Source organism: Nocardioides abyssi (assembly GCF_030412915.1).
In the GTDB taxonomy this organism is placed as follows: Bacteria; Actinomycetota; Actinomycetes; order Propionibacteriales; family Nocardioidaceae; genus Nocardioides; species Nocardioides abyssi.
The window spans coordinates 723,140-742,192 of the sequence record NZ_JAUHJR010000001.1 but is presented as its reverse complement, the minus strand read 5'-3'; the positions used below and the strand labels follow the sequence as shown (position 1 = coordinate 742,192).

Sequence of the window (19,053 nt, the reverse complement as noted above, 5' to 3'; positions counted from 1 at the left end):
GGGTCCTCCCCCCAAGCGGCCCCGGATGGGGCCTGTCGGAGAGGCCAACGACCGCAGGACCGCGTGGTTATGAGGTCCGACGTGTGGCCTGCCTCAACCGGCAGGCCACACGCGGGTCGGTCTCAGGTCGTCCGGGTCAGTCGCGGGTCAGGCGGCGGTGGGTGACCCGGTGCGGGCGGGCGGCGTCGGCTCCGAGCCGCTCGATCTTGTTCTCCTCGTAGGCGGCGAAGTTGCCCTCGAACCAGAACCACTTGGCCTGGTCCTCGTCGTCGCCCTCCCAGGCCAGGATGTGGGTCGCGACGCGGTCGAGGAACCACCGGTCGTGGGAGGTGACCACGGCGCAGCCGGGGAAGTCGAGCAGCGCGTCCTCGAGGGAGGACAGCGTCTCCACGTCCAGGTCGTTGGTGGGCTCGTCGAGCAGCAGCAGGTTGCCGCCCATCTTCAGCGTCAGCGCGAGGTTGAGGCGGTTGCGCTCGCCGCCGGAGAGCACGCCGGCCTTCTTCTGCTGGTCCGGGCCCTTGAAGCCGAAGGAGGCGACGTAGGCGCGGGAGTTCATCTCGAAGTTCGCGACCTTGATGAAGTCCAGCCCGTCGGAGACGACCTCCCAGACGTTCTTCTGCGGGTCCAGGCCGCCGCGGCTCTGGTCGACGTAGGAGATCTTCACGGTCTGGCCGACGGTGAGCTGGCCCGCGTCGGGCTCCTCGCCGCCGGTGATCATCCGGAACAGCGTGGTCTTGCCGACGCCGTTGGGGCCGATGACGCCCACGATGCCGGCGCGCGGCAGCGAGAACGACAGGTCGTTGAGGAGCGTGCGGCCCTCGAAGCCCTTGGTCAGGCCCTTGGCCTCGAGCACGACGTCACCGAGGCGCGGACCCGCGGGGATGTTGATCTCCGAGGTGTCGATCTTGCGCATCCGGTCGGCCTCGGCGGCCATCTCCTCGTAGCGGGCGAGGCGGGACTTGCTCTTGGCCTGCCGGGCCTTGGGGTTGGAGCGGACCCACTCCAGCTCCTTCTCCAGCATCTTGGCGCGCTTGGCGTCCTTCTGGCCCTCGATCTTGAGCCGGTCCTTCTTCGTCTCGAGGTACGTCGAGTAGTTGCCCTCGTAGCCGTGGATCGAGCCGCGGTCGACCTCGGCGATCCACTCGGCGACGTTGTCCAGGAAGTACCGGTCGTGGGTGACGGCCAGCACGGCGCCGGGGTAGGACTTGAGGTGACCCTCCAGCCACTGCACCGACTCGGCGTCGAGGTGGTTGGTGGGCTCGTCGAGCAGCAGCAGGTCGGGCTGCTGGAGCAGCAGCTTGCACAGCGCGACGCGGCGGCGCTCGCCACCGGAGAGGTGGTCGACGACCGCGTCGGCCGGCGGGCACCGCAGCGCGTCCATCGCCTGGTCCAGGCGCGAGTCGAGGTCCCACGCGTTGGCGTGGTCCAGGTCGGTCTGCAGGTCGCCCATCTCGGCCAGCAGGGTGTCGAAGTCGGCGTCGGGGTCGGCCATCTGCTCGCTGATCGCGTTGTAGCGGTCGAGCTTGGCCTTGATCTCGCCGACGGCCTCCTCGACGTTCTCGAGCACCGTCTTGCCCTCGGTGAGGGGCGGCTCCTGCTGGAGCATGCCCACCGTCGCCTCGGGGTCGAGGATCGCGTCGCCGTTGTTGGCGTGGTCGAGCCCGGCCATGATCTTGAGCAGCGACGACTTGCCGGCGCCGTTCGGCCCGACCACGCCGATCTTCGCCCCGTGCAGGAACGAGAGGGTCACGTTGTCGAGGACGACCTTGTCGCCGTGGGCCTTGCGCACGTTGCGCAGGGTGAAGACATATTCCGCCATGGTCCCCGAGCCTAGTTGGGAACGGCCCGGAACACCCGTCGGGGGTGAGCGGGACGGCCGCCGCCGGGCCGTCCCGCCGGACGGCGCTCAGGCCGCCGCCGTCGCGGCCACCGCCTCCCCCGCCGGCACCTCGCCCGCGGACGTGCCCACCGGCGACCCCTCCGGGGCGTCCGAGTGCGCCTCCGCCGACGCCGACACCGGCCGGGGTGTCTTGGTGAAGGCGCTCCGCCCCCGGCCCAGGTCGTGGCCGACGAAGGTCGCCTCGACCTCGAACGAGGTCACCTCGACCCCGGCCGAGCTGATCCAGGTGCTGACGTTGAGCCGGCCGTGGACCACCACGGGGTCGCCGCGGCGGACCGAGGCCGCGACGTTGTCGCCCAGCGCGCGCCAGGCGTTGACGGTGTACCACTGCGTCTCGCCGTCGACCCAGTCCCCCGCCTTGCGGGAGAAGCGGCGGGGCGTCGCCCCCACGCGGAAGCTCGCCACCTGGGCGTCACCGGCCTGCCGGACGGTCACGTCGCCCCCGACCCAGCCCTGCAGCGTCACGGTCGTCTCGTTGCTCACGATGTCTCTCCTCGTCTCGCGACGGGACGGGCCGCTGCTCGGCCGTCCTCGGTCGTGGGCACGAGGCTCCGCGCGGACGCCGACGGTCCGGGGACGGTCCGGCCCGGCCTGGGGAGGACGCCGTCCGGGCGTGCGGTGTGGAGAGCAGGTGGGCCGTGGGCCCGGGGTCGCGAGACGTCGCTGCGGGGCCTCTCGACGACCTCGACCACCCCGGAGCGGGCGGCCCGGCGAGGTCAGGCGAGGGCGGCGCCGAGGCCGTTGCGCACGACCGTGTAGGCCTGCAGCTCGGCCTCGAGCGGCTGCACCACGAGCTCGTGGGTGACCTCGTGGACGGCGCCGCGCAGCCGCTTGTCGGCGACGGCCGCGCGTCGGCGCGCGGTGGCGGCGACGAGGAAGCGGCACACGAGCGCGAGGAGCAGGCCGAGGAGGATCCCGCCGACCAGCAGCACGAGCGGCAGGGCGATCCCGGCCAGCTTGGGCGTGGAGTCGTCGCCGAGCGTCCCGGAGAGCACCAGCAGCACGGTCCAGCCCAGGCCGACGGCCGCGGTGAGGACGAGCAGCCACTGGAGCACGCGGACGAGGCCGGCCCACCCGGGGAGGCGGTCGACGCCGAGGTCGGTCTGCGACAGCGCGAGGTCGAGGCGGTCGTGCAGGTCGTCGAGGCGCGCGGTGGAGGCGCGGCGTACCGACTCCTCCCACGGGCGGGCGAGGCCCTCGGAGGCGTCGTCGGCGAGGCGGCGCACCTCGGTGTCGACCCGGGCGCGCTGCACGGGCGTGGCGGTCGGCACCGACGAGCGGGCCTGGCCGGTCAGCTCCTTGCCGGCCGAGCCGAGGTCGAGGTGGAGCCGCTTGAGCGGGTCGGGCTTGAGCCCGGAGATCCAGGACACGAGCGGCCACCCGGTGGCGCGCCCGGCCCGCATGCGGGTGGAGCGCTCGACGGCGTCGACGACGGTCGGCACGCCGGCGGCGTCCGCGACGGCGCTCTCGAGGTCGGCGACCCGGGAGCCCGGCAGCGTGCGCGTGCGTCCGGTGCCGCTGACGGCCTGGACCGCCTCCGCGGCACCGCGCAGGTCGGCCTCCAGGCGGGTGCGGGTCATCTTCTTGGCCTTGACCCGCGAGGCGATCTCGCCGCGCAGGTCGTCGAGGCCGATGCCGTGGCGGGCGCTGACCGGGATGACCGGCACACCGGGCAGGCCGTCGGCGTCCAGCAGGCGGCGCACGTCGGCGACCATCGCGTCGCGGCGCTCCTCCGGCACGGTGTCGATGTGGTTGAGCACGACGACCATGACGTCCGCGTGGGTCTGCAGCGGCGCGAGGTAGCGGTCGTGGATGGCGGCGTCGGCGTACTTCTGCGGGTCCAGGACCCACACGAGCATGTCGGCGAGCTGCACCAGCCGGTCGACCTCGAGGTGGTGGGAGACCTCGGTCGAGTCGTGGTCGGGCAGGTCCAGCAGGACCACGCCCTCCATCGCGGCGTCCTCGCGACGGCTGTCGAGCAGCGAGTCGCGGGTGGTCTGGTGGCGCGGCGGGATGCCCAGCCACTCCAGCAGCTCGGTCGCGCCGTCGGCGCCCCACACGCAGGCGGTCGCCCACGACGTGGTCGGCCGGCGCACACCGACCGCCGAGAGCTCCAGGCCCGTGAGCGCGTTGAACGTCGAGGACTTGCCCGACCCCGTCGCGCCGGCGATGCCGACCACCGTGTGGTCGGCGGAGAGGCGCAGCCGGCCGGCCGCGCGCTCGGCGACGGACCCGGCGTGGTCGAGCACCTCGTCGTCGAGGCGCCCCCGCCCGGCCTGGACGGCGGCCTCGAGGCCCTCGATCCGGGCACCGATGTCGGTCCCCCGGGTGACCAGCTTCTTGGCACCCTCGAGCACGGACGTCATGGTCTCCCTACAGCTGCTGCGCGGACGGTCGGTTGTGGGGACACCCTAGGCGTCCCCGGCGGAGCTGCCCTGGTCCAGGTCGCTGCGGCTGGCCGCGAAGCGCAGGTCGTCCACGCGCCGCGCCGCCTGGCGCAGCTGCTCGGGAGCAGCCGTCGACAGGCCGAGACCGTCGAGGACGGTCACGTAGCGGCGCCGCTCGGCGTCCAGCAGCCCGCTGATGCGTACGTCGAGCGAGCGGCGGGCCCGCTCGGCCAGCGACCGCACCGCCTGGTCGCCGAAGACCGCCTCGAGCAGCTTCTGGCCGAGCACGGCGCTGCCGCCCGCGATACCGACCTCGGCACCGACCAGGGCGCCGCCGGTGCTGGCGAAGACCACGACCATGAGGGCGACCGAGAGGCCGTTGACGCCGTACGCCAGGAACCGGGCGGTGGTGCGCTTGTCGGCGCCCTCCGTGCGGACCATCTCCAGCACGTCCTGCTGCCACTCGCGGACCGCGCGCTCGACCTGGCGGCGCAGCTCGCGCGAGGCGCGGCCGAGGTCCTGGTCGGCGCCGGCGAGGAGGGCCTGCCCGGCGGCGTACTGCTGCCAGGCGGCCTCGGCGCGCTCGGCGGCGGCCTCGGCGTGCTCGAGCACGAGCGTCTCGAGGCCCGACTCGACCGCGACGGTGACCCGCTCGGCCTGCTGCGGCTTGCCCTTGACCGCGTTGACGACCCGCTCGCGCAGCCAGCCGACGCGGTTCTCCAGCGACTTCAGCAGCTCGCCGGTGCCGACGAACTCCTGCCAGCGCGCGAGCACCTCGCCGCGCAGCAGCGTGCCGTCCGCGCAGGCCTCGCGGACCCCGGCGACGGCGCCGTCGTAGGCGCGGTCGGCGTCCTCGCGCAGCCGGCGCGCGGCCTGGACCTGCTCGTCGGCGGCGGCCGCGACGCGGAAGGACCGGCCGGTCATCGTGCGGATCGCGCCCTCGAGGGTCTGCTTGACCACGGCGGCGCGGGCGTCCGAGTCCGAGGCCAGCGACTCCAGCCAGCCGCGGATGTCGGCCACGTGCGAGGCCGGCAGCAGCCCGTCCTCGTCGATCGAGCCCTCGGTGACGGTGAACAGCGGGGAGTCCTTGAGCCCCCGGCTCGCCAGCATCCGCGCCAGGTGGGCGGCGACGGTCTCGATCGCCTCGTCGGGGGTGCGGTCGAGCACGACCGCGACGGCGGTGGAGCGCTCGGCGGCCTGCTTGAGGAAGCCCCACGGCACCTGGTCGGCGTACCGCGCCGCGGAGGTGACGAAGAGCCAGAGGTCGGCCGCGGCGAGCAGCTGCGCGGCCAGCAGCCGGTTGCGCTCCTCGACCGAGTCGACGTCGGGGGCGTCGAGGATCGCGAGTCCGCGCGGCACCGAGGCAGAGGGGACCAGCTGCAGCGCGTCGGGGTCGTTGGTCGAGTGCTGGACCCGTTCGAGGTCCGGCAGCAGGCGGTCCTGGCCGAACCACTCGGCGTCGTCGGGGTGGTGCACCAGCACGGGCGAGCGCGTCGTCGGGCGCAGCACGCCCGGCGTGGTCACGCGCGTGCCGACCAGGGAGTTGACCAGCGTGGACTTGCCGGCGCCGGTCGAGCCGCCGACCACCGTCAGCAGCGGGGCGTCGATGGTCATCAGCCGCGGGATCACGTAGTCCTCGAGCTGGTCGACCATCTCCTGGCGGGCCTGGCGCTGGTCGTCCGCACCGGGCAGGTCGAGCGGCAGCGCGGCGGCCTGCAGCGCGCTGCGCAGCTGCACGAGCGCGGTCAGCATCCGGCTGTCGCCGCTGGTCGGGGCGGTCTGCTCGGGGGTCATCGGGTGGGTACCACCTGTCCGGGGAAGGCGATGGACGGGCGCACGGCGCCGATCCTCGCGACGTACTCCTGGCCCCGCGCGGCGAAGTCCGGCGGCGGCGTACCACGCAGGAAGCGGTGGTGGAGGAAGCCGAGCTCGACGGCTGCCTGCTGGTAGTCACGCATGGCGCGCTCGGCGCCGGGCCCGCCCAGCGCCCGGGCGTGGGCGCGCGCCCGTCGGCGGGCCTGCAGGTCGGTCACCCAACCGATGTCGGTGGCCGGGACCAGGCCCCGCTGCGCGGCGTCGGAGAGGGCGACGGTGAGCATCCGCCGCTCGCTGCGACGCGCCCACACCGCCAGGCAGGCGACGCCGACCAGGGCCGGCGCCATCAGCACGACGTAGACCACGGCGAAGCTGCCGAAGCCGTAGACGGTCGAGCCGTTCCACAGCCCGTGGGCGGCCACCGCGAACGCGTAGCCCGTCAGCGGGGCGAGCACGCGCACCGCGCCGGAGCGCGACGCGACGGCCACCCCGACGCCGATGCCGATGAACGTGGTGAAGAACGGGTGGGCGAAGGGGCTGAACAGGCAGCGGACCACGAACGTCGTCGTCAGCGCCTCCGTGCCGCCCGGGCCCATCCCGTCGGTGCCGTCGTAGGCCGCGGCGAGGTAGAGGATGTTCTCGGTGAACGCGAAGCCCACGCCGACCATGCCGGCGTAGACGAGGCCGTCGAGGAGCCCGTCGAGCTCCGCACGCCGCCACCACAGGAGCAGCAGCAGGAAGAGCCCCTTGCTGGCCTCCTCGGTGATCGGCGCGACGATCGCGAGGCTCGCCGCCTCGGTGACCCCGACGGCCAGGCCGCCGACGCCCTGCACGACGATCGCCGCCGCGGTGGCCACGAAGGCGCCCCACAGCAGGCCGGCCGCCAGCAGCCGCTTGGGCTCCGGCTCGTAGCGGTCCAGCCACAGGTAGCAGGCCACGACCGGCCCCACCGGGAGCGCCGCCAGCACGGTCGCGACCAGCAGGGTGCGCGGGCCGCCGGAGAGCGCGATGACCAGCAGCATCAGGGCTGCGCAGAGCACCACCAGCACGGTCACGACGACCGTGAAGGCGAGGCTGTCCCTGCGCGGTGCCGACACAGGGCGCAGCCTATCGGTGGGCGGCCCGGCCTCCTGCGTCGCGACGGGCACCCGCTCGGCGACCTACAGTGGAGGGGTGAGCGAGCAGACCACCCCGGAAGTCCCCGCGCAGCCGAAGAACGACCCGGCCGACGCCCCGCGCACCGAGTCCCACGACCCCGCCGTGCCGGCGGCGTACTCCTCCTTCATGCGCACCGGTTGGGGCGACCGCGAGCTCGACCTGCCCCCGCACCCGGTCGCGCGGTGGGCCGCGCGGCGTCGCGAGCACCTGGCCGCCGCCTTCCCCGGCGAGCGCCTGGTGCTGCCCGCCGGGACCTACAAGGTGCGGTCGAACGACACCGACTACCGCTTCCGCCCCGACACCGCCCACACCTACTTCACCGGCAACCAGACCAGCGACGCCGTCCTGGTCATCGAGGCCGACGGCAGCGCCGTGCTCTACGCGCGTCCGCGCTCCTCGCGGGAGACCGACGAGTTCTTCCGCGACCGGCAGTACGGCGAGCTGTGGGCCGGACGCCGCCCGTCCCTGCACGAGATCTCCTCCTCCCTCGGCATCGAGGTCCGCCACGTCGACCGGCTCCAGGACGACCTGACCGCGCTGAGGCCGGCCAAGACCCGCGTCCACCGCGGCATCTCCGCCCCGGTCGACCGGCTGCTCCCCGGTGACGCCGGCCTCGACGGCGACCTGGCGCGCGTCGTCTCCGAGATGCGCCTGTTCAAGGACACCTGGGAGCTCGACGAGCTGCAGGCGGCCTGCGACGCCACGACGCTCGGCTTCGAGGACTCCGTGCGCGAGTGGGACAACGTCCTGCGCTACGGCGAGCGCTGGATCGAGGGCACGTTCTTCCGCCGGGCGCGCGCGATGGGCAACGACATCGGCTACGACTCGATCGTCGCCGGCGGCAAGCACGCCACCACGCTGCACTGGATCGAGAACTCCGGCGCCATCACCCCCGGTGAGCTGGTCCTGCTCGACATGGGCGTCGAGGGCGAGAACCTCTACACCGCCGACGTGACCCGCACGCTGCCGGTCGACGGCACGTGGACCCCGCGGCAGCGCGAGCTGTACGACGTCGTGCTGGCCGCCCAGCAGGCCGGCATCGACGCCGTCCGCCCGGGCGTGCCGTTCACCGCCGCGCACGACGCCGCGATGTCGGTGCTGGCGCACGCGCTCGACGACATGGGCCTGCTGCCCGTGCCGGCCGAGCAGGCGCTCGACCCCGACAACAAGGTCTACGCCCGCTGGACGCTGCACGGCACCAGCCACATGCTCGGCATGGACGTGCACGACTGCGGCCAGGCCGCACCGGAGTCCTACGCCCGGGGCACGCTCGCCGAGGGCATGGTGCTCACGGTCGAGCCGGGCCTGTACTTCCAGGAGGACGACCTGCTGGTGCCCGAGGAGCTGCGCGGCATCGGCATCCGGATCGAGGACGACGTCGTGGTCACCGCCGGCGGGGCCCGGAACCTCTCGGCCGGCCTCCCCCGCTCCGCCGACGACATCGAGGCCTGGATGGCCGCGCGGGTGCCGACGCGCGGCTGACCCGCGAGCCCGCCGCGGGCGCGAGCCACGCGGCGTACGACGGAGAACGGCCCGGCCCCGTGCGGATCACCGCACGGGGCCGGGCCGTTCGCTCTCCGGGCCGCTGCCCGACCCGGGGAGCAGGTCAGTCGAGCACCTCCGGGGCGACCTGGTCCTCGCCGAGCCAGTCCCAGCCGTCCTCGTAGTGCTCGTGGTCGACGGCGTCGTCGCGCTCGCGGCCACGGCCCTTGCCGCCCGCCGCACCCGCGGCGCCCGCGGCACCGCCAGCACCGCCACGGCCGCTCCGACCGGCCCCGGACGTCCCGGCGCCACGACCGGCCGCTCCGGCAGCACCGCCGCTGCGCCCGGCTGCGCCACGCGTGCCCGCACCTGCCGCCGCTCCGCCACGACCGCCCGCACCCGCAGCGCCGGCGCGACCGCCGGCCCCGCCGCGGGCTCCGGCACCGCTGCGACCCGCTCCTGCGCCTGCTCCGCCGGCACCGACGCGAGGCGTGGCGCCCGCTCCGCGGCCGGCAGCGCCGGCCCGCGAGGTGGGACTACCGGTCCCGGCGACGGCCGAGCGGCCGAGGGCCCCGGCCGAGCCGCTGCGGCTCGAGCTGCCGATGGCACGGACCTGGCCGGCCGACGCAGCGGCGCCGCCACGGATGCCGCCGAGGCCGCCGCCCTGGCCGAGGCCACCGGCGAGCAGGCCACCGGCCGCGGCACCGCCGGCGATCCCGCCGAGGGCACCGCCGGCGCCGACGCCGATGGAGCCGGCCGGCGAGCCGCCGACCCCGGGCTGGGCAGGGCCGAGCGTGCCGGTGCCGGGGAGGTTGGGGCCCTGCGGCGTGCCCGGGCCCGGGTCGATCGGCGGGGTGGTCGGCGTCGGGACGGTGGGTGTCGGGACGGTGGGCGTCGGAGGCGTCGTGGTCGGGGTCTGCTCCGGCGTCTCGGTGGGCGTCTGCTGGGTCGGCGTGCCGATCGTCTCCAGGTGCGCGAGCCGGGCCTTGGCCGAGGTCGTGGGACCGGACCCGCCCGCGCCGGGGCCACCGGTGTAGGGCGGGGGCACGGGCGGCGGGTCGGGGATGCCGTGGACCGCCTTCATCGCCTGGGTGCTGGCCGTGAAGGTGGTGTCCATCTTGGTCGTGGTCTCCCGGGCCAGCGACTCGTTGTGCTGGTAGTCCGCCCAGTAGGTGCCCATGGCGGAGTCGTAGTCCTTCTGCGCCTGCACGTCGGCGTCGGTGGCCGGGCCGGGCGAGGGCGACGGGGCCGTCGGCATGGAGAGCGGACGCATCTTCGCGAGCGCGGCCTTGCCCTCCTCGATGGCGGCCGCGGCGTCGGCGAGAGCGGTGGCGCCGGTGGTGACGCTGGTGCGCTTGTCGACCATCGAGTCCGCGGAGGACTCGAACGCGGTCTGCATCTGGACGCCGGTGTCACCGCCGATGCCCTGCTCGACCTTCGGCTTGACCTCGGACCGCATGCGGCGCGCGAGGTCGACGAGCTGGGTGCCCAGCGCGTTCCAGTTGGCGGTGGTCGTGTTGACCTCCTCGACCGCGGCCGCGGTCACGGTCTGCTCGAGCTTCTGCTGCTCGGGACCCTTCATCACGCGTCACTCCCGCCGGGGACCGTGCACTGGGCAGCGGTCGGGTCGTTCTGGGCCGGGACGTTGCCCGAGGTGCAGTCGATGCCGGCCTGGAGCGGCGCGATGTTCTCGGTCATCACGGCCTCGTCGGTGCCGTAGATGTCCTGGCGGTAGGCGTTGACGTTGTCGGCGTACACCTGGAGGCCGGCGCGGAGGTCGATGAGGGAGTCGACGATCGCGTCACGCGCCAGCTGGGTGTGGTGCGCGAGCGAGGTCGCGCTGGGCAGGGTGCCGAACGAGGTCGGCCCGACGGTCCGCACCCTGTCGGCACGGATCTCACCGATGGTCTCGTCGAGCAGCGCGATCACGTCCGCTGCTGATTGGGGGTCGAACACGACGTCCTTCGCCGCACCGGCCACCGCGCCGTAGGACGCCCCTAGGTCCGCGAGATACACCCGAGTCTCCTTCCTGACCGACCGAGTCCTGGTCGACCCACCCGGTCTACCCGAGCACAGCGCGGCTGAAACGCCAATCTGTCAGCCCCCGTACGCTGCCGTTCGTCAGGTCAGCAGACCGCCCCTCCGCCGATCTCGGGAGACCACGTGCACCGACGTCCCACTGCCGTCGCGATCCTGCTCGCCGCGGCCCTGGCCCTCAGCGCCTGCTCCGGCGACGACGACCCCTCGGCGTCGCCCTCGACCGGTGGCGACGCCACGTCCGGGGCGACCGCCGGCACGACCAGCGACGCGCCGAGCGCCAGCTCCTCGGCCGACGGGTCGGCCGACGCGGAGGCGACGCCGGGCGTCGACCCCGCGACGGGGCCCGTGCTGAAGCGCGACCGGATCACGCTGCGTGCCCCCGACGGGTGGCGCAAGGTCCCGAACGCGTTCGGCAACCAGGCCCAGGCCCAGCCGAAGGAGTTCATGTTCGGCGTGGACATGATCCTGTCCTCGATCTCCGGGTCCTCCACGGCCGACCTCGACGACCTCGAGCGCGCCACGGTGCAGTCGACGACCGACCGGTCCAAGACCCGCAGGCAGCCCCGGCGCGTCGTTGACGGGGTGGAGGTGGCCCACGTCGTCGCCCCGGGCGTCTTCGGGCGGGAGGACATCTTCATCACCCTCTACGACCAGCAGCAGGTCTCGATCACCTTCAACACGCCCGAGGACATGAGGCAGAAGCGCCGCGACGCGATCATCGAGCCGGTCCTGGCCAGCGTCGAGTGGCAGTAGCCGCGACGTCGAGCGGCTGCGCCCGGTCATGGTCGGTCCGGTCGCGCACCTGCGGGGGCCGGCCGGGGCGACGCAGCCGCACCTGACCCGCCGTCCGGCCGGTCGCCCGGCTCGCGGTGGCTCCGTGCCGCGCCGACCGCGGCGGCCCCCACCGCCGCGACTCCACCGCCGACGAACGCGACCCCGAGGCCGGCTCCGTCGGCGACCGCCCCGGCGGCCGCGGAGCCCGCCGCCTGCCCCATGACGAGCGCGACGAACACCGCCGAGGTCCCGGCCGCGGCGCGGTCGCCGTCGACCTCGGTCACCCAGGCGATGAGGGCGGAGGTGGCCGCGACGAAGGACCAGCCGAAGACGGCGCACGCGAGGCCCGCCGCCGGCAGTCGGCCCGGAGCCGTCAGGGCCGCGACCGAGGCCGCGACGACCAGGGTCGTGAGGGCCCAGGCCCGCGTCGGCGGGCGCGCGCTCAGGGTTCCGGCGGTCAGCACGGTCGCCGCTCCCCCGGCGCCGAGGGCGATCCAGGCGAGCACCGAGCCGGTGTCGCCGGCGCCGGACGCCACCAGGTGCGAGCGGCCGTAGGTCCACACCGGCGCCGACGCCACGCCCAGCAGCAGCGCCCCCAGCAGCGGCCACCCGAGCGCGGTCATCCAGGTGCGGCCGCCCGGCGACGTACGACGCGGGGCGGACGTGCCCGACGCGTCGGTCTCCGGGGCCGCGCCGGGGCCGCGGTCGAGGAGCAGCACGGCGACGCCGGCCGCCGCGGTGAGCACGGCGCTGACGACGAACCCCGCGCGCCAGTCGGGCACGGCCAGGGCCAGCACGCCGGCGCCGACCAGGCCCGGCCCGGTGCCGGAGTTCACGACCGCCTGGCCGCGGTCGACGTCGTCGCGCGCGAGCGACCGGGCGACGACCCCGACCATCGCCGGCGACGCGAGCCCGGCGCCGGTCGAGGCGAGGACCACCGACGGCACGAGCAGCCCCGTCCCGGGCGCCGCCGCCATGCCGAGGGCGCCTCCGGCCGCGGTCGCGAAGGCCGCGGCGACGAGCAACCGCGGGTGCCGGGCGGCGACGACACCGACGAGCGCGCCGAGGCAGTACGCCGCGGACGCACCCGACGACACGTAGCCGGCCAGCGCCGACCCCAGCGGCACCGACCGCTCGATGTCGGGCAGGAACAACCCGTAGGCGAGCCGCACCAGTCCGTAGGTGCCCGCGATGAGCCCGGTGCCGAGGACGACGAGCGCCGTGTCCCGAGCCGACCCGAACGAAAACGATCGTTTCACTTCGTCAGCCTAGACTCGGCCTGGTGGGCACCCGTGAGAGCACCCGGACGCGGCTCCTCGACGCGACCGACGAGCTGCTCCTCGCCAGCGGCGACCCCGCGACGCCCGTCGACCGGATCCTCGAGCGGGCCGGGGTCTCCCCCGCCACGCTCTACCGCGCCTACCCCAGCAAGGAGGCGCTCGTCGCCGCCGCTCTCGACCGCCGGCACGCCGAGTGGCAGGCCGTCTGGGACGACGCGGTCGCCCGGGCCGGCTCGGAGCGCGACCGGCTGCTGGCGGTCTTCGACGCGCTGGAGCACTTCCGCGCCCGCGCCACGGGGGCGCGGTGGTGCGCGTTCCTCGGCACCGCGGCGGCGTACGCCGACCCGCCGCCCGTCCTCGCCACGGCCGTCGCCCAGGAGAGCGAGTCGCTGCACACGCGGCTGCGCACCCTGGCCGAGCCGGTCGCCGGCGACCGGGCCGACGAGCTGGCCGAGGCGGTCGCCCTGGTCTTCACCGGCGCGCTGGGGATGCGGCTGCGGCCCGGCCGGGCGGTGGCGACGGCGGACGCCCGGGCCGTGGCCGCGGTGCTGGTGGACGCAGCGGCGGCCTGGGACTCAGCCGCTGCGCGAGGCACCGGCGCGCTCGGCGACGTGCCTGCCTGAGTCGTCGCCCCGCGTCGGGCGGCCCCTAGACTTGCGCGCGGACCGGGCGCGCGCACGCGCACCGGTCCACGCCTCCGTGGGGGGTAGGAAATACAGTTCTCACCAGCGCATTCCGACCCTCTTGCTGCGACCACCGTCGACCGATCGGGAACGCAACCTTCTAACCCCGAGAACGGCACCACCGTTCCAGTGACCCTCATTGGCGCTAGTTCGAGAGAACGGACCGCCTCCCGTGATGAGCGGCGGCTCTCACGGGACGGGTGTTCAGCGAAGCCGGTGATTTAATCTGCCCCAGTGAATCCGGATCACGTTCCTCGCCCTCAACAACCAGGACTCTCATCGACGTCCGGTAGGCAGTAGCGAGGCCGTCCTGTCTCTGGGTCTTTCCCTTGGAACGTGTCGTCGAGGTCGTACGGGATGAACTGATCAAGAAGCGCCTCGACCGGCACATTCTTCTGCTTCGCGCCGCTTGGCGTGGCCAAGTCGACCTCGAGTTGGAACGCCACACCTGCGAGCGTGACGAATCCGTTCCAATCCGGGTACTCGTCCGGTTCGGTCGAGGTAGCCGCGAACCCAAGCAAGCGGCCTCGTTGGTCGAGAACGGCACCGCCTGACATGGCGGAGTACATCGGTGCGTCCGTCTCGAAGCCCGGCGATGGGCGGACTCCACCGAGCGCCCAGCTCGTCTGCTGCGCCGTCACGACACCGACGCCCACTCGCAACGGGTACTCCAGAACGACGTCGGTCGGGTCCGAGCCTGTGTCCCCTCCCCAGGTCCACTGCGCGGTCCCTTCGGGGTATCCGAGTATGGCTACCAACTCGTTGCGCTTCGGCATGCGCAGGCTCCACCTGACCGCGGCGAAGTGTCCGTCGCCTCCGGCCGGCAATGATGTACCGATCGATGCAAGGTCTGCACTTCCCAAGCTTCGATAGTTATCGACGGCCAGCATCTGTCCGCGGGAACTCGCGGGATCATCGGGGTCGTTGCTCCCCTTTGTCCTCGCGATCCACGCGTTCGGCGTCCCGTTTAAGGCTCGCCCGAGGTGGGCCACGACGTGACCAGCGGTGATGTATGCACCCGGTCCGACACACACCGCGGTACCCTCAACCCGCTTTTGCCCATTCCGCGCTGTGATGACAGGCATGAGCCAGTCGCGGAATCCTTCATGCGAACCCAGGTCGCGTTCCTCGCCGCGCGCCAGACTGAGGTTGCCGAGACGGAACGGAGACTCGTCCTGCCGGTCGTACTCTGCATGCCTACCGGGCACGTGTTTGTCAGCCATCGCGTAATGCTGTCATAAGAGCACCCGTCCGATGACAGTTCGGCGACACTAGACGTTCAGCCGAGAACGGATGCCGGTACGCCTGCTGGCACTAGACGACCCGCGGCACCACTCGGGCGCACGTGATCGCACGGGATGATCAACGCAGCTACGACCGGAGGCCCGGTTTTGCCACGTACCACAGCACATCAGGATGAGAACACACCTGACCGCTCGTTCTATACGGCGATGCGTGACTCCGCTGCCAGCTTTGCTCCGGTCGTCGGCGCCGGTCTTGCTGGCGCCGCCGGAGCACCAGGGTTTCAAGAGATCATCAGCGACCTGTCTGCTGCCGCCGGACATCAGTCCAGCGGAGAGTCGGACCCATTCGAGGTCATTGACCTCATCTGCGAGAAACGATCAGAGGCGTGGGTGCACTCTCGTGTAGCCGGATTCGTCGAGTCACGCGAAGTCCAGGCGACACCCGTGCTGTGCTCCATCGCCAAGGCTCGCAGCGGGCTTGTGTTGACGACGAACTACGACACCGCTATCGAGACCGCCGCTGATGCAATTGGACGCGCAGTCGTGTCAATAACGATCGATGACTTCGACCGCGCCCTCCAACCGCCAGGCGAAGAACTTCGCGTCTTGCACTTGCATGGGCTGGCAAGCCGCCCCGACAGCATCGTCCTTGGACCCGACAGCTACGAACGCATAGCCAGCGACGATCGGGTGCAACTGCTCCTACGCACTCTGGCAGTGCAGTACCGGCTGGTCTTCCTGGGCCACCGCCTGGACCCGCACGAGGTACACCTCCGCCGGGACCTCTCTTGGGTAGCTGCGAACGCACCGGGAGTGCCCGCCGGTCAGCACCTTCTCATCGCCGACCGGCCAGCCCTGGATGACCCGGCAACCGCGGCGTTCAAAGCCGACCTGGATGAAGCGCCCGGAATCACGGCAGTGATCGCGGCCGATCCATCCGGGGCCTTCCTCGCGACGCGGCGTACCGCATCCGTCATCGGCGGCCCAGCCCTCGTCGACCTCGCACACGAGGCAACACCCATAACTGAGGTCGAGTTCGACGCGCACTACGTTCCGTTGCCGGTGGCCGAGACCGCCGAGATCAGCACCCCAACAGGGATGGGTGGCCACCTGGCGCGCACCTGGATGCACGGACCCACTCTCGCCCGCGACCTGGACGATCGGGTCTCGCACTTGATCCTGGTGGGCGCCGGCGGGAACGGAAAGAGCGAGGAGTTGCGCCAAATTGCCCGGCGCTGCGCGGGCCCCGCGCTCGTTCAAGCTTTGCGGCACCTCGACCCGGACCCGAAATGGACTGACGCTGGTGCCCAGTTCGTCGCGCGGATGATGTCAGCGCGAGCGGGTCGACCGGGTTCTCCGCGTCTGACGCTGACCGGCTTGCGCGACGAGGCCTATACGTTCCTACTCGACGGGCTCGACGAGGTTCCCCTCGCACGACGCGCCGAGACCCTCCGGCTTATTGCCGAGGTAGCCGCCGAGTATCCGCAACACCGCATCGTCATCGGCACTCGTCCGAGCGCCAACACCGCTGCTCTCGACGCAACGTTCGAGTCCTGGACCCTGCTCCCCGACCGGACCTGGCTGATGCAGTACGCAGACCAGCGAGCCGTCCCCATGGCCGACCTCGACGCGGCCCTCCCGGACTCGGGCGATTTAACCGACATGATCCAGATCCCGCTCTTCGCTGCCGCCGCCGTAAGTCGCGTCGATGCCGGCGACCCACTGCCGGAAACCGCTCTGGAGCTTGTGATGGACCTCGCCGATCGCGGCATCACCGACGACCTCCGCATCGGCAGCGACCCCGCACAGGTCCGCACCTGGTTGAACCGACTCGCTCTGTGCATGCTTCTGAGCGACACCACCGAGATTGAGCAGTCCGACTTGGCCCACCTCGGACTGAGCCAGGGGCTGTCAAACTTCCCCAGCCAAGACGACCTTGCCCTCTTGGCCTCTCGCGCTCTGCTGACCGACGTGGAGGGCAGTATCAGTTTTCCCGTCAACGTCATCCGCGAAGCGCGCGCGGCGCACGCCTTGCTCGCGGCCGGCGCCGACGGCCTGGATCTGCTGCGCAGGTTCGTCCTTATCGAACTGCCCGTCACCGACGCGAAGGCCCCAGTTCGTGCGGTACGTCCGGAGTGGACGAACACGTTAGCTCTGTTGGTGCCGCTCGCACCGCTGAACTGGTGCGAGGAGATTGCTGAGTTTGACCCCGTCATGGTGGCGCGTGGCACGCCTGTCACGGCTGATCCGGCTCGGCGCGAGGCTGCGATCCGGACGATCTGGGACCACACCCTCCGCCGAGGCGTGTGGCTCGAGTCCAGGCGCGGTGGCGATGGGGTCGCCGACGTGGAGGCTTTGCGACGATTGCTCGCCGCCGGCACGCCGCCGGGCTTCGCGGCGGAACTGTTCGCTCTCACGAGCGACGCTGACAGGATCCGGCGCGGCAACGCCATCCGAGTCCTACCGGCAACTGACATCCTCGATCGACAACTGCTCCCGAGAGTCACGACGCTCCTCGGCGACCCTGACCCAGTCGTGCGGCGCATGGCCGCTGTCACAGCCATGGACCGTGGCTACGACCTCATGGACGAACTGATTGACCAGGCCAATAGGGACCCGGACGAACTCGCCGCGCAGACTCTGTCCAACGTCGCCGTCGACCTCGCGCTCGGCCGAGGTCCGGACATGGCGCTTGAGGTGGCCCTCGAACGTCTGACCCGCCGACGAGCTGAGGCGGTCGCTACCGTTGCGCGTGCCCTTCCCCGCCAGGACCTTCTGGCCAGGTTGCGCCAGCCGGGCGGATTCGACCAGACCCTCTTCTCGACCCTTGTCGAGGATCTTCGCAGCCGGGATGACGCCACCTGGACTGCCGCCGACGTTGCTGCTCTCAGCGACGTCTTGGGCATGCACCCCGATCCGACCAACGTCCACGACGCGCGTCGCCTACTGCGGCGTCACCCCGTTCCGGCGCTTCTCGCCTGGCTCCGCCATCCGGTTGAGGGTCACGCAGTCTGGGAGCTTCAACTCCTGATTCGCGAGCTGACCGGAGTGCAATTGAGCGCCCTCCTCCGCTACTTCAATCGGGAAACGTCGTCTCCGCTTTCCGAGATCCTCCAGTCAACCGGTCTCAGCGGGGACGAACTCGAGCTCGGCCCGGATGCCCTCGCTGTAGGTACCCGCATGATCACCGCCGAAATCGAACGCCTCGAGCGGGTTGCCACCATGTCCCCAGAGCCGGAGGAAGATCCAGAGCCCGCGCCCGTCATCGTCGAAGCGGCCGGGACCATCGGGAGCGAGCAGACCGAGGATTGGCGAGCTCAGCTGCAGAGATGGAACGAGATCGCCGGCACCCGATCACAACAGACGACGATGTGGGAGCCCCGGGTCGCACCGATGCTGCGCGCAGCTGCCGAGCAGGATGAGCCGCTGGACGGGCGCGACACGGTCGAGCTGTTCCGGCTCCTGCTCCACTATGAGGATCCCGCCCTTGAAGGTTGGCTCGCCGCACACGCTGAAAGCAGCGTCCTCCTCGCGGCAGTCGACAGCGAGCACTTCACCGAGTTCGAGTTGCTGCGACTTAGCGCAACCCTGCCCGCCCCCTGGCCAGACGGACTCGCCGGTCGAGTCCTCGACGCCCTCGACAACGGCCAACTTCGAGATGGTCTCAGAGCAACAGCGGCGCTAGCCACCGCGACAGCGGCCGGAGCGGAGCCGGTCCGCGCGTGGGCCGCCGAGCACTCCGTCGACTGGATCGATCCCGTGCTGGTCCGGCTGGGCGACTGCGACGCCGAGAGGCGACTCGTCGAGCGTCTAGCACAGCACCCTCTCGCCATTCGCCAGCATCCCGCAGCCGCCGACGAGGATTGGCTCGCAGATCTGCGCTGCACGTCCACGGTGCCGCTACTCTCCGAGCTGGTTCGCTCGGCGCTCGTGGCAGGTGCGGAACTCTCGGACCTCGAAGGCGTCCGCGCCGCACTCACACGTTGCGCCGGGAGGAGCGCACCGGCCGTCTGGGACGACCTCATCAGCCAACCTGACATCCCAGCCGCTGGCTTCTTGAATTATGACCGTCGCGACGCAATCGGCCGTTTGATCGCGATCTCCCTTCCCACCCCCGGGCCTACCGAGCCGGTCGTGGTCGAGTGGTGCTGCCGAGTAGTGTCGCCCGCCACCGCGGTCTAGGTCGACGTCCCTCCCAGCGTGCCGACTTGCTACGGGATGCGGCCGGCCTCCAAGGCCGGCGTGTCCCCCGCGTGTCGACCGATCGCACCAATTCCAGCCGTGGCGTCG

At 72.2% G+C, this 19,053-nt stretch carries 13 protein-coding genes; 4 read left to right on the top strand and 9 right to left on the bottom strand.

Going from position 1 to position 19,053, the window contains the following annotated elements; all coding sequences use genetic code 11:
- Nucleotides 1-136: 136 nt before the first annotated feature.
- From ettA to QWY29_RS03645, 5 genes are all read right to left on the bottom strand, one after another.
- Nucleotides 137-1,819, bottom strand: a complete 1,683-nt coding sequence (gene ettA / locus QWY29_RS03665; protein WP_300959294.1) for an energy-dependent translational throttle protein EttA — start codon at nt 1,817-1,819, stop codon at nt 137-139.
- Between the two features lie 87 nt (nt 1,820-1,906).
- Entirely contained in the window at nt 1,907-2,383 is a 477-nt protein-coding gene (locus QWY29_RS03660; RefSeq protein WP_300959293.1) for a single-stranded DNA-binding protein, read from the bottom strand.
- Nucleotides 2,384-2,616: 233 nt separating this feature from the next.
- Entirely contained in the window at nt 2,617-4,266 is a 1,650-nt protein-coding gene (locus tag QWY29_RS03655) for a GTPase (RefSeq protein WP_300959292.1), read from the bottom strand.
- Nucleotides 4,267-4,311: 45 nt separating this feature from the next.
- Nucleotides 4,312-6,081, bottom strand: coding sequence for a dynamin family protein (locus QWY29_RS03650; RefSeq protein ID WP_300959291.1), 1,770 nt, complete (start codon nt 6,079-6,081; stop codon nt 4,312-4,314).
- Complete coding sequence (locus QWY29_RS03645; RefSeq protein WP_300959290.1) at nt 6,078-7,199, bottom strand: PrsW family intramembrane metalloprotease; 1,122 nt, start codon at nt 7,197-7,199, stop codon at nt 6,078-6,080. The genes QWY29_RS03650 and QWY29_RS03645 overlap by 4 nt, the downstream gene beginning before the upstream one ends.
- 76 nt (nt 7,200-7,275) lie before the next feature.
- On the opposite strand from QWY29_RS03645, the gene QWY29_RS03640 reads away from it, so the two are divergent.
- Nucleotides 7,276-8,742 (top strand): aminopeptidase P family protein, encoded by a 1,467-nt coding sequence (locus tag QWY29_RS03640; protein ID WP_300959289.1) that lies wholly within the window; start codon nt 7,276-7,278, stop codon nt 8,740-8,742.
- Between the two features lie 124 nt (nt 8,743-8,866).
- Here the strand turns inward: QWY29_RS03640 and QWY29_RS03635 are convergent, their stop codons facing one another.
- Nucleotides 8,867-10,327: a hypothetical protein gene (locus QWY29_RS03635; protein WP_300959288.1), complete on the bottom strand. Its 1,461-nt coding sequence runs from the start codon at nt 10,325-10,327 to the stop codon at nt 8,867-8,869.
- Nucleotides 10,324-10,758: a hypothetical protein gene (locus tag QWY29_RS03630; protein ID WP_300959287.1), complete on the bottom strand. Its 435-nt coding sequence runs from the start codon at nt 10,756-10,758 to the stop codon at nt 10,324-10,326. Before QWY29_RS03630 ends, QWY29_RS03635 begins: the two co-directional genes overlap by 4 nt.
- A gap of 147 nt (nt 10,759-10,905) precedes the next feature.
- Between QWY29_RS03630 and QWY29_RS03625 the strand changes: the two genes are divergently transcribed.
- Nucleotides 10,906-11,535, top strand: coding sequence for a hypothetical protein (locus QWY29_RS03625; protein WP_300959286.1), 630 nt, complete (start codon nt 10,906-10,908; stop codon nt 11,533-11,535).
- Nucleotides 11,536-11,561: 26 nt separating this feature from the next.
- Here QWY29_RS03625 and QWY29_RS03620 read toward each other — a convergent pair whose 3' ends face one another.
- A complete protein-coding gene (locus QWY29_RS03620) occupies nt 11,562-12,815 on the bottom strand; it encodes an MFS transporter (RefSeq protein ID WP_300959285.1) in 1,254 nt (417 codons plus the stop codon).
- A gap of 23 nt (nt 12,816-12,838) precedes the next feature.
- On the opposite strand from QWY29_RS03620, the gene QWY29_RS03615 reads away from it, so the two are divergent.
- Nucleotides 12,839-13,459 (top strand): TetR/AcrR family transcriptional regulator, encoded by a 621-nt coding sequence (locus tag QWY29_RS03615; RefSeq protein WP_300959284.1) that lies wholly within the window; start codon nt 12,839-12,841, stop codon nt 13,457-13,459.
- A 320-nt stretch (nt 13,460-13,779) separates the two neighbouring features.
- Here the strand turns inward: QWY29_RS03615 and QWY29_RS03610 are convergent, their stop codons facing one another.
- Entirely contained in the window at nt 13,780-14,742 is a 963-nt protein-coding gene (locus QWY29_RS03610; protein ID WP_300959283.1) for a S1 family peptidase, read from the bottom strand.
- A gap of 228 nt (nt 14,743-14,970) precedes the next feature.
- Between QWY29_RS03610 and QWY29_RS03605 the strand changes: the two genes are divergently transcribed.
- Nucleotides 14,971-18,945 (top strand): SIR2 family protein, encoded by a 3,975-nt coding sequence (locus QWY29_RS03605; protein WP_300959282.1) that lies wholly within the window; start codon nt 14,971-14,973, stop codon nt 18,943-18,945.
- Nucleotides 18,946-19,053 lie beyond the last annotated feature (108 nt).